10 protein-coding genes are annotated in these 10,588 nt (G+C 75.3%); 6 read left to right on the top strand and 4 right to left on the bottom strand.

What is annotated here, in order from left to right; genetic code table 11:
* The 3 genes from ABZ914_RS38105 to ABZ914_RS38095 form a co-directional block, all read right to left on the bottom strand.
* On the bottom strand, window positions 1-943 hold a 943-nt coding region (locus ABZ914_RS38105; protein WP_500199289.1), incomplete at its 3' end, for a serine/threonine-protein kinase.
* A gap of 92 nt (window positions 944-1,035) precedes the next feature.
* Window positions 1,036-2,388, bottom strand: coding sequence for an MFS transporter (locus ABZ914_RS38100; RefSeq protein WP_500199287.1), 1,353 nt, complete (start codon window positions 2,386-2,388; stop codon window positions 1,036-1,038).
* A gap of 180 nt (window positions 2,389-2,568) precedes the next feature.
* Window positions 2,569-3,087: a TetR/AcrR family transcriptional regulator gene (locus ABZ914_RS38095; protein WP_387027184.1), complete on the bottom strand. Its 519-nt coding sequence runs from the start codon at window positions 3,085-3,087 to the stop codon at window positions 2,569-2,571.
* A 153-nt stretch (window positions 3,088-3,240) separates the two neighbouring features.
* Between ABZ914_RS38095 and ABZ914_RS38090 the strand changes: the two genes are divergently transcribed.
* The 3 genes from ABZ914_RS38090 (at window position 3,241) to ABZ914_RS38080 (ending at window position 6,348) form a co-directional block, all read left to right on the top strand.
* On the top strand, window positions 3,241-4,416 hold the full coding sequence (locus tag ABZ914_RS38090; RefSeq protein ID WP_500199290.1) for a cysteine desulfurase family protein: 1,176 nt from the start codon (window positions 3,241-3,243) through the stop codon (window positions 4,414-4,416).
* A gap of 83 nt (window positions 4,417-4,499) precedes the next feature.
* Complete coding sequence (locus tag ABZ914_RS38085; protein ID WP_500199284.1) at window positions 4,500-5,360, top strand: DUF1206 domain-containing protein; 861 nt, start codon at window positions 4,500-4,502, stop codon at window positions 5,358-5,360.
* Window positions 5,361-5,436: 76 nt separating this feature from the next.
* On the top strand, window positions 5,437-6,348 hold the full coding sequence (locus ABZ914_RS38080) for a DUF1206 domain-containing protein (RefSeq protein ID WP_500199282.1): 912 nt from the start codon (window positions 5,437-5,439) through the stop codon (window positions 6,346-6,348).
* Window positions 6,349-6,355: 7 nt separating this feature from the next.
* Here the strand turns inward: ABZ914_RS38080 and ABZ914_RS38075 are convergent, their stop codons facing one another.
* Window positions 6,356-7,441, bottom strand: coding sequence for a DUF695 domain-containing protein (locus tag ABZ914_RS38075; RefSeq protein WP_190865123.1), 1,086 nt, complete (start codon window positions 7,439-7,441; stop codon window positions 6,356-6,358).
* Window positions 7,442-7,509: 68 nt separating this feature from the next.
* Between ABZ914_RS38075 and mnmA the strand changes: the two genes are divergently transcribed.
* The 3 genes from mnmA to ABZ914_RS38060 all read left to right on the top strand — a co-directional run bounded on the left by mnmA (window position 7,510) and on the right by ABZ914_RS38060 (window position 10,501).
* The gene (gene mnmA / locus ABZ914_RS38070; RefSeq protein ID WP_433239031.1) at window positions 7,510-8,586 is read left to right on the top strand and encodes a tRNA 2-thiouridine(34) synthase MnmA; all 1,077 of its coding nucleotides are present in this window, start codon (window positions 7,510-7,512) and stop codon (window positions 8,584-8,586) included.
* Between the two features lie 67 nt (window positions 8,587-8,653).
* A complete protein-coding gene (locus ABZ914_RS38065; RefSeq protein ID WP_500199280.1) occupies window positions 8,654-9,472 on the top strand; it encodes an LLM class F420-dependent oxidoreductase in 819 nt (272 codons plus the stop codon).
* Between the two features lie 24 nt (window positions 9,473-9,496).
* Window positions 9,497-10,501: a methionine synthase gene (locus ABZ914_RS38060; RefSeq protein ID WP_500199278.1), complete on the top strand. Its 1,005-nt coding sequence runs from the start codon at window positions 9,497-9,499 to the stop codon at window positions 10,499-10,501.
* The last annotated feature ends 87 nt before the right edge of the window (window positions 10,502-10,588 follow it).

The raw sequence follows: 10,588 nt of genomic DNA, 5'->3' as shown, positions 1-10,588 counted from the left end.
CGGCGCCCGCCGTGCCGGCCGCGCCCGCTCCGCCCGCGGCGGCGCCCGCTCCGGCGCCGCCCGAGCCGAGCCCGAGAGCGGTGAGGGGGAACAGCAGGGACAGCGCGGCGGTGGCGCCGGCGAGCGTGCGGACGCCGCGCGTCTCCCAGTCGGGGCCGTAGGCGCCGGACGCCGCGGACTCCAGCTCGGTCACGAACGCGGCGGCGCCGAGCGGGCGGTCCCACGCGCTCTTGGCCAGGCCCCGCTCGATGAGCGGCCGCAGCGGCTCGGGGACGTCGCCGACCGGGATGGGCGCGGTGAGGTGGCGGCCCATGAGCCCGGCCTGGTCCTCGGCGGTGTAGGGGCGGCGCCCGGTCACGCACTCGAAGAACACGCACGCCGCGGCGTAGACGTCGGTGGCGGGGGAGGCGGGCTCGCCGCGCCACTGCTCGGGCGCCATGTAGACGGGCGTGCCGGACCGTCCGCCCTCCCCGGCCTCCACCGCGATGCCGAAGTCGATCAGCTTGCTGCACCCGTCGCCGCGGACGATCACGTTGGCGGGCTTGTAGTCGCGGTGGACGATGCCGAGGTCGTGCGCGGCGGCCAGGCCGAGCAGCGAGCCCTTCAGCACCGCGAGCGCGGCCTCGGGCGCCAGCGGGCCGCTCTGGGCCAGCACCGCCTTCAGCGACGCCCCGTCCACCGCCTCCATCACGATCGCCGCGCCGTCGGCCGTCTCGACCAGCCCGTACAGGCGTGCGACGAACGGGTGGCGCAGCCGCCGCAGCAGGTCCGCCTCGCCGCGGAAGCGCTCGCGGAACTCCGCGTCGCCCGCGAGCGCCCCGGCGAGGTACTTGATCGCGGCGGGCCGTCCCGTGCCGTCGTGCCGGGCCAGGACGACCCGGCCCTGCGCCCCCTCGCCGAGGACCCGCAGCTCGCTGTACCCCGGAACCCGCCAGTCGCCCATATGCCGCCCCGTCTCTGGATTAGAGGGCGTTTATACCGGATCAATGCCTCGGTGGGGGAGGGAGCCTCCGGTGCGGGGCGGCGTGACCGGCGTCAGGCGGCGACGGGCTCCGGATGGGTGCCGTTCGGGTCGTCGCCGGACGCGCCGGAGGCGACCCCGGCGGTCTGCGGCGCCTCGGTGGCGGCGATCCCGGCCGCCACCTCCGTTGCGGTGACCGCCGATGGCGCCTCCGCCGCGGCGACCGCCGCCTCCGGGGAGTGCGCCGAGACGTCGGCCAGCGACCGGAGCGGGAGCAGGCGGGCGCCGGCCGCGATCAGCAGCGCCAGCAGGACGACCACTCCGACGCCGACGCGCAGCGACGTCGCGTCCGACAGGAAGCCGACCACGACCGGGCCGAGCAGCAGGCCGCCGTAGCCCATCGCGCCGACCTGCGCGACCGCGGCGGCCGGGCGGCCCGGCGCGGCGGTCCCGGCCAGCGAGATCGTCGTCGGGACGACCGTGCAGACCACCAGCCCGGTCGCGAAGAACCCGGCGATCGCGACGGGCGCGGACGGCGCCAGCACGACGGCCGTCATGCCGAGCGCGGTCCCGATCCCGGCGCCGGTCAGCAGCCGGCGGGTGCCGAGCCGCATCCGGACCCGGTCCCCGACCAGCCGGCCGAACAGCATCGCCAGCTCGAACATCGGGTAGCCGAGCGCCGCGAGGGCCTGCGAGGCGTGCATCTCGTCGTGCAGCAGCAGCCCGCTCCAGTCGGCGATGGACCCCTCCGTCATGAACGCGATGAACGCGAGCACGCCGATGAGGTAGACGGCGGCGGGCAGCCGCCTTGCCGCCCGGCCCGTCCCGGACGCGGCGGGCAGCGCGGTGGCGGGCACCGCGCCGCTGTCGACCGGGTAGCCGTCGGGGAGGTAGGTGCGGCCGAGCGCCAGGCCGAGCGGCACCGCCGCCAGCGCGGCGACCAGCACGGTGGCGGTGAAGCCGAGCCCGGCCGCCGCGGTCGCGACGCCGTACAGGCCGCCGCTCATCGCGCCGACGCACCAGCCCGCGTGCATCCCGCTCATGATCGACCGGCGGTACGCCTGCTCGACCACGCTGCCCTGGGCGTTCATCGCGATGTCGGTGATCCCGAAGGTCATGCCGAACAGCGCGACGGCCCCGAGCAGCAGCCCGTAGGTGGGGGCGAGCGCGACGCCCGCGTACGACAGCGCGGTCAGCGGCAGCGCGACCCGCAGCACGTTGCGGCTCCCGGCCCGCGCCATGACGCCGCGCAGGGCCTGCATCGCGACGATCGCGCCGAGGCCCCAGATGAGGACGACGATGCCGATCTCGCCCTCGGACGTCCCGAACTTCCCGGCCAGCGCCGGCATCCTGGCCACCCACACTCCGGTGAGCAGGCCCGCCAGTGCGAAGGTCAGGAACGTCCCCGAACGGGCACGGAACAGCATGGTTCACCTCTTTCTCGGCTCGTCGCGCGTGCGATGTGTGCGCACGCATGTGCGCGTTGGTTCCTCTGCGGCGGGGATCCGGGCGTCATGGAACGCTCCAGACCCAGATGGGGCCGGGAGCGTCTCGGACGGTGCCGGGTGGGCGCCGGGGGCGGCGCCCTGCGTCAGGTCACCGGCGTGCTACGGCAGGAGCGCCAGCAGCCGCCGTTTCAGTGCCGCGAGCTGTTCCCCGTCGTACAGCTCGGGCGCGTGGCTCACCACTTCCCACAGGCCCTCGGCCGCCAGCCGGACCACCTGCGCGGCGCCCGGGTCCGGGTCGTCGGCGGGATCGCGGCCGTGCCAGCGCCGCATCGCCTCGTTCAGCGGCTCGGCCTGCTCCGGATCCGCCGCGGCGGCCGTGATGGCCGACCATCGTCGGTACGCGCGGGCCTCCCCGCCGAGGATCTCGAAGGTCGCCTCGACGTAGGCCCGGGTGTAGGACCCCGGCGTGCCGTCGTCGTAGGAGGCGATCAGGCCGTCGAACTCCTCGATGACCCGCGCCACCATGGCCTTGACCAGAGCTTCCTTGGTGGGGAAGTGGTAGAGCAGCCCGCCCTTGCTGACCCCCGCGCGGTCCGCGACCGCGGCGAGCGTCAGCGCCTGCGTGCCGTGCTCGAACAGCACGGACTCCGCGGCGTCCAGGAGGGCTTCACGTTTCATGACCATTCCACTGTACCGGCCGGACGGTATACACGCCAACCGCGCCCTGCGTAGCGTTATTCCCCAGGTCACGGCGCCCCTCCCGGCGCCGCTCCCGCAGGCTCCCGGGCGCCCGCGGGGAACAGCGGCCGCGCGGATACTGTTGAGCGCGTGGTGACCTACCTCGACCATGCGGCGACGACCCCGATGCTGCCCGAGGCCATCGAGGCGATGACCGCGGAGCTGCGCGAGCTCGGCAACCCCTCCTCGCTGCACGCGGCCGGCCGCCGCGCCCGCCGGGTCGTCGAGGAGTCCCGCGAGATCATCGCCGAGGCGTTCGACGCCCGGCCGAGCGAGGTCGTGTTCACCTCCGGCGGCACCGAGGCCGACAACCTCGCCGTCAAGGGCCTCTACTGGGCCCGCCGCGCCGCCGACCCGGCCCGCGTCCGCGTCCTCGCGGGCGCCGTCGAGCACCACGCCGTCCTCGACGCCGTCGCCTGGCTCGGCGACCACGAGGGCGCCACCGTCGAGTGGATCCCGGTGGACGGCCTCGGCCGCGTCCTCCCCGAGGCGCTCGGCGAGGCCCTCGGCAGCGGCGACGACGTCGCCCTCGCCACCGTGATGTGGGCCAACAACGAGGTCGGCACCGTCCAGCCCGTCCCGGAACTGGCCGCCGTCGCCCGCGAGCACGGCGTCCCGCTGCACACCGACGCCGTCCAGGCCGCCGGGCACCTGCCCGTCCGGTTCGCCGCCAGCGGCGCGCAGGCGCTGACCATCACCGGCCACAAGCTCGGCGGCCCCGTCGGCGTCGGCGCGCTCCTGCTCGCCAAGCCGAAGGAACCGCTGTTCCTCGACCCGGTGCCGCTGCTGCACGGCGGCGGCCAGGAGCGCGACGTCCGGTCCGGGACGCTCGACACCCCCGCGATCGCCGGCTTCGCCGCCGCCGTCCAGGCGTCCGCGGCCCGCCGCGACGCCGAGGCCCGCCGCCTCGCCGACCTGCGCGACCGGCTCATCGAGGCCGTCCGCGCCGCCGTCCCCGACGCGATCCTCAACGGCGACCCCGCCGACCGGCTCCCCGGGAACGCCCACTTCTCCTTCCCCGGCTGCGAGGGCGACGCGCTGCTCATGCTGCTCGACGCCCGCGGCATCGCCTGCTCCACCGGCTCGGCCTGCTCCGCCGGCGTGTCCCAGCCCAGCCACGTCCTGATGGCGATGGACACCGGCCCCGAGCGGGCCCGCGGCTCGCTGCGCTTCACCCTCGGCCACACCTCCACCGAGGCCGACGTCAAGACCCTCGCCGACGCCATCGGCCCCGCCGTCGAACGGGCGCGGCGCGCCGGCCTGTCCTGACCGGGGCAGCCCGCCCCTCCTTCGGCGACCGGGTTTGACCGATCCTTGAACGGGGACGGCGTTTGCCGTTCGAGGAAGGTGACATGGCGGCGAAGGACACGGCCCGCGAGGTCGGGCGGCGCGCGGCCGGTCACCCCTGGTTCCACCTCCTCTCGCGCGCCGGCCTCGCCGCGCGCGGCGTCCTCTACCTGCTGATCGGCTGGCTGGCCCTGCTGATCGCGGCCGGGCACGGCGGCACGGAGGCCGACAAGCAGGGCGCGCTGCGCGCCATCGCGGACAGGCCGGGCGGCTGGGCCGTCCTCTGCCTGCTCGCCGCGGGGTTCGCCGGGCTGGCCCTGTGGCAGTTCGCCGAGGCGCTCTACGGGCGCCCCCTTCCCCAGGGACGGCGCAAGCGGATGCGGCTCCCGGCCGCCTTCCGCGGGCTCACCTACGTCGCGGGGTGCACCGGCACGATCGGCTTCCTCTTCGGGCTGGGGCACACGTCGAGCGACCAGCAGTCACGCGCCCTGTCCGCGCGGGCCATGGCCGAGCCCGGCGGCCGCTGGGCGGTGCTCGCCGTCGGCGCGGGCTTCGTCGTCTGGGGCGGCGTCACGCTGGTCAACGCCGGGCGGCGCGCCTTCCGCGACGAGCTGGCGACCGACGAGATGGGCACGGTGGCGCACTGGATCGTCCAGCCCCTCGGGATGGTCGGGAACGTCGCGCGCGGCCTGATCGGCGGCGCCGTCGGCGCCTTCCTGGCCTACGCGGCGATCTCCTTCGAGCCGGACCGGGCCCAGGGGCTGGACGGCGTGCTGCGCGAGTTCGCCGCCACCCCGGCCGGCGGCTGGGGGATGGCCGTGATCGCCCTGGGTGTCGTGACCTTCGGCCTCTACTCCTTCTGCGAGGTCCGATGGCGCAAGGTCGAGGCCGTCGAACCGCAGGACGACCGCCCTCCCGGCGCCTGAGCTGCACTTTGCCGGAGTTTGACCGACTCGTCACCGGGCACAGCTCTGCCGTTCGCGACGGGAAGGGACGGGGACGATGACCACGAATGCGGCCGACGGCGTGGAGCGGGCCGGCCGGCGGGTTGCGGGACACAAGGCGTTCCACGCCTTCTGCCGGTCGGGTCTGGTGGCGCGGGGCGTGCTGTACCTGCTGATCGGCTGGCTCGCCGTCCAGATAGGGCTGGGCGACGGCGGCCAGGAGGCCGACAAGCAGGGAGCGCTCCAGACGGTCGCGGACAAGCCGGGCGGCACCGTGATGCTGTGGCTGCTGACCGCCGGGTTCGCCGGGCTCGCCCTCTGGCGCTTCTCCGAGGCGGCCTTCGGGCAGCCCACCGCGGACGGCAGGAAGGCGACCAAGCGGCTGGCGTCCTTCGGCCGCGGCGTCTTCTACTCCGCCGGTTTCGTCACGATGCTGAACTTCGTGCTCGGGCAGGGCGGGAACTCCAGCAACGAGCAGTCCAAGACGTACACGGCGCGCGCGATGGAGCACACCGGCGGACGGTGGCTCGTCCTGGCCGTCGGCATCGGCTTCTTCGCCTGGGGCGTCGGGAGCGTCGTCGGCGCCGTCCGGCGCAAGTTCCTCGAACGCCTCAACACCGGGCAGATGAGCCAGCGCACCCGGACGGTGGTCAAGACGCTCGGCGTCGTCGGCCGCGCCTCCCGCGGCGTCGTCTTCGGCGGCGTCGGGGTCTTCCTCGGGTACGCGGCCGTCACCTTCGACCCCGGCAAGGCCAAGGGGCTCGACGGCACGCTGCGCCAATTCGCCGGCACCCCGGCGGGACCGTGGCTGCTGGTCGTCGTCGCGGTGGGGCTGCTGGTCTTCGGGGCCTACTCGTTCTGCGAGGCGCGCTGGCGCAAGGTGGAGGCCGTCCGGAACGGCTCCCGGGGCCGGGGCCGGGGCCGGGCGGGACGCGGCGGCGCCCGCCGGCTGCTGCCCCAGGTCCGCTAGAGGCGGCTCACGGCTGGTACGGCGCCAGGGCCTTCCAGCCGGGGTCGGCGGTCGAGGCGACCTTCGCCTTGCCCTCGCCCCACCCGGCGGCGAGCTGGTCCAGCTCGGCGATCACCCCGGAGTCGGGGTCGGCGTACAGGTGGAACACCCGCAGGCCGTCCCCCGTCTCGCGGACGGCGAGGACCGCCCGGTCGCCGAGCTTGGTCAGCTTCTTCTCGAACGCGCGCAGCGCCCCCGACGACGGCTCCACGGGGAGCCGGTCGGGGTTGGCGTTGGCGTACGGGACGGTGATCGCCACGTGCAGGTCGCAGAGCGGGTAGTCCTGCCGGTGCAGCGGGAACCGGGCGCCGAGCCGGGCCGGGTGGCCGCGGGGCGTGCGGCCCTCGCCGGTGAGCCAGGCGGGCTCGCTGAACGGCTCGGCGATCTGCTCGACGACCGCGGACAGCATCGACGGCGGGAGCGAGTCGATCGGCGCCTCCGTCGCGATGGAGACCTCGCCGATCCAGCGGGCCACGTCGTCCTCGCCGAGCGCCCAGTCCAGCACGTGCAGGGCGACCGCCACCTGCTGCTCCTCCGACACGAACAGGAAGTCGGGGTGGTAGGCGGTGATGTGCACCCGGGCCCGGTCGGGGTCGGCGCGCATGCCCAGCCGGACGTACTCCAGGTCGAACTCGTGGTCGCCGAGGACCAGGTCCTGCGACAGCATCTCCAGGTCGGGACGGCGGGCGGGATGGAACGTCCAGTCGCCGGCCGCCGCGCCGGCCGGGGCGGCGCGGAACCAGCGCTCGGCCAGCCCGCGCAGCTCCGGGTCGCCGCCGCCGGTGACCGTCAGGGACGGCGTGCGGTCGTCCGCGCCGCCGATCTCCCACTGCAGGTCCGGGTGGATCCGGTGGACGCGGCGGGACAGCTCCTCGATCGCCTCCGCCGACAGGCCCTCGCCGGGCGCGGGGCCGCCGGCGTCCTCCGGGCCGGTGCCCGAGGCCGCCAGCGACGCCTCGATCGTCGGGCGGGCCTGCGCCCACCACTCCCAGAACTCGCTGATCGCGGGCGGTGTCGCGGCGGAGGACTCGCGCGGGCGGCGGAAGATTCCCATAACCCGGCTCATCGTACGCGGAAACGGCGGCGACCGACCCTCCGACGCCGCGTACGCTCGGATGCACTATGACTCTGCGCGTACTCGCCGCCATGTCGGGCGGCGTCGACTCCGCGGTGGCCGCGGCCCGCGCCGCCGAGGCGGGGCACGACGTCACCGGCGTCCACATGGCCCTGTCCAGCAACCCCCAGTCGTACCGGACGGGGGCGCGCGGCTGCTGCACCCTGGAGGACTCCCGGGACGCGCGCCGCGCCGCCGACGTGATCGGCATCCCGTTCTACGTCTGGGACCTCGCCGAGCGGTTCCACCAGGACGTCGTGGAGGACTTCGTCAGCGAGTACGCGGCGGGCCGCACCCCGAACCCGTGCCTGCGCTGCAACGAGAAGATCAAGTTCGCGGCGCTGCTGGACCGGGCGATGGCGCTCGGCTTCGACGCGGTCTGCACCGGCCACTACGCGCGGCTGGACGGCGGCGTCCTGCGCCGCGGCGTGGACGAGGGCAAGGACCAGTCGTACGTGCTGGCGGTCTGCACGCCGGAGCAGCTCGCGCACGCGATGTTCCCGCTCGGCGACACCACCAAGGCCGACATCCGGCGCGAGGCGGAGCGGCGCGGCCTCCAGGTGGCCGACAAGCCGGACAGCCACGACATCTGCTTCATCGCCGACGGCGACACCCGCGGGTTCCTCGCCGAGCGGCTCGGCTCGGCGCCCGGCCCGATCGTCGACACCGACGGGACGCGGGTCGGCGAGCACGACGGCGCGTACGCGTACACGATCGGGCAGCGCAAGGGGCTGCGGCTCGGCGTCCCCGCCCCGGACGGCAAGCCCCGCTACGTCCTGGACATCTCGCCGGTCACCAACACCGTGACCGTGGGGCCGCGCGAGGAGCTGGACGTCCACGAGATCATCGGGGAGCGGCCGGTGTGGCTGGCCGAGGCGCCCGCCGGGCCGTTCGCCTGCCACGTCCAGCTCCGCGCGCACGGCGAGGTGTACGCCTGCACCGCCGAGCGGGACGGCGACGGCCTGCGCATCCGCCTGGACGCCCCGGCGCGCGGCGTCGCGACCGGCCAGGCCGCCGTCCTCTACGAGGGCGACCGCGTCCTCGCCTCCGCCACGATCGCCGAGACGGCCCGCGTCCCCGCTTGACGGGCACCCCATGACCATGCGTTGACTTGCCGCGAGTCAATGAGCCGGTGCGCGCTTGGAGGGCGTTGTGAAATTCGGTGTGTCGACGTTCGTGACGGACGACGGGATCGGGCCTGCCGCGCTGGGGCGGGCGCTGGAGGAGCGGGGGTTCGGGTCGCTGTTCGTGGCCGAGCACACGCACATCCCGGTGAAGCGGGAGACGCCGTGGCCGGGCGGGGACGAGCTGCCCCGGCGCTACTACCGGACGCTCGACCCGTTCGTGACGCTGACCGCGGCCGCGGCGGCGACCGAGCGGCTGCGGGTCGGCACGGGCATCGCGCTGATCGTCCAGCGGGACCCGATCGTGCTGGCCAACGAGGTCGCCTCGCTCGACCTGGTCTCCGGCGGGCGGGCCGTGCTGGGCGTCGGCGCGGGCTGGAACCGGGAGGAGATGCGCAACCACGGCACCGACCCGGCGACCCGGATGCGGCTGCTGCGCGAGCGCGTCCTCGCGGTCAAGGAGCTGTGGACGAAGGACGAGGCGGAGTTCCACGGCGAGTTCGTCGACTTCGACCCGGTGTTCTCCTACCCCAAGCCGGTGCAGGACCCGCACCCGCCGGTGCTGATCGGGGGGTCGGGGCCGACGACGTTCGACCGGGTGGTCGAGTTCGGCGACGGCTGGATGCCGATCTTCGGGCGGGGCACCGACGCGCTCGCCGCGCAGATCGCGGAGCTGCGGGAGCGGGCCGGGCGGCGCGTCCCGGTGACGCTGTTCGCGGTCCCGCCGAAGCCCGAGGTGATCGCGAGCCTGGAGGGCGCGGGCGTCGACGAGGTCCTGTTCGACCTGCCGACCGAGCCGGCGGACGACACGCTGCGCCGCCTGGACCGGCTGGCGGAACTGCTCTGATCGTCCGCCGGTAGGGTTCCGTCCGTGACGAGCGACTTCCCGTGGCAGGCGGGCACGGCGACCGGGGTCGGGTCGTATCCGGGGAACGACCCGGCCGAGGCGCTGCGGATCGTGCTGGGGGAGCTCCCCGAGCTGCCGCACCTGCCGGAGCTCCCCGCCCGCGGGCCGGGCGCCGACCTGACCGGGCGGACGGCCGGGCTGCTGGTGGACATGCCGGTGCGGGTGGAGCCGTCCGGCTGGCGGTTCTCCGACCGGCCGGGCCGCGACACGGTGCGCTCCCTCGACCACCTCGCGCGGGACCTGGACGTCCTGGAGGAGGTCGCGGGCGGCCACGACGGCCCGTTCAAGATCCAGGTGTGCGGGCCGTGGACGCTGGCGTCGACGATCGAGCTGCGGAACGGGGACCGCGCGCTGAAGGACCCGGGCGCCGTCCGCGATCTCGTCGCGTCGCTGGCCGAGGGCGTCGCGGCGCACGTCGCCGACGTCCGGCGGCGCCTGCCGGCCGCGCAGGTCATCGTGCAGCTGGACGAGCCGGGCCTGCCCGCCGCGCTCGCCGGGACGGTCCCGACGGCCAGCGGGTTCGCCCGGCTGCGGGCCGTCGAGGCGCCCGTCGCCGAGGACGCGCTGCGGCAGGTGATCGACGCGGCGGGCGCGTACCCGGTCGTGCACTGCTGCGCCCGGAACGTCCCGTACGCGCTCTTGCGCGGTGCGGGCGCGAAGGCGATCTCGGTCGATCTGGGCCTCGTGCCGAGGCGCGACGACGACGCGGTGGGCGAGACGATCGACGCGGGCGTCGGCCTGTTCCTCGGCGCGGTGCCCGGAACGGACGCCGCGCTGCCGTCCCTCCAGGCGACCGCCGCGCCGGTGAAGGAGCTGTGGCGCCGGCTCGGCTTCCCGGCCGCGCAGCTGGGCCGGCAGGTCGTGATCACGCCGGCGTGCGGGATGGCGGGTGCGTCGCCGCGCTACGTCCGCGCCGCCCTCGAACGCTGCCGCGAAACGGCGCGGATGCTGTACGAAGGCGCCGACTGACGTCCGGAACGGAGCGCCAGCGGAGTGGAGGACGGCAGTCGGCGTTCTTGCCGGGGGGTGTGGGGGGTCGCCCCCCACGAAGGCGCA

Origin of the sequence: Spirillospora sp. NPDC046719, assembly GCF_040645715.1 — a bacterium.
Lineage (GTDB): Bacteria > Actinomycetota > Actinomycetes > Streptosporangiales > Streptosporangiaceae > Spirillospora.
The sequence above is the reverse complement of the archived record's forward strand: the minus strand, read 5'-3'. Positions and strand labels throughout refer to the sequence as shown.

What these genes read in the sequence shown, in the direction of transcription:
- ABZ914_RS38075 (WP_190865123.1), bottom strand. Translation starts at nt 7,441, where the DNA reads ATGGGAATCTTCCGCCGCCCGCGCGAGTCCTCCGCCGCGACACCGCCC.
- mnmA (WP_433239031.1), top strand. Translation starts at nt 7,510, where the DNA reads ATGACTCTGCGCGTACTCGCCGCCATGTCGGGCGGCGTCGACTCCGCG.
- ABZ914_RS38095 (WP_387027184.1), bottom strand. Translation starts at nt 3,087, where the DNA reads ATGAAACGTGAAGCCCTCCTGGACGCCGCGGAGTCCGTGCTGTTCGAG.
- ABZ914_RS38085 (WP_500199284.1), top strand. Translation starts at nt 4,500, where the DNA reads ATGGCGGCGAAGGACACGGCCCGCGAGGTCGGGCGGCGCGCGGCCGGT.
- ABZ914_RS38080 (WP_500199282.1), top strand. Translation starts at nt 5,437, where the DNA reads ATGACCACGAATGCGGCCGACGGCGTGGAGCGGGCCGGCCGGCGGGTT.
- ABZ914_RS38100 (WP_500199287.1), bottom strand. Translation starts at nt 2,388, where the DNA reads ATGCTGTTCCGTGCCCGTTCGGGGACGTTCCTGACCTTCGCACTGGCG.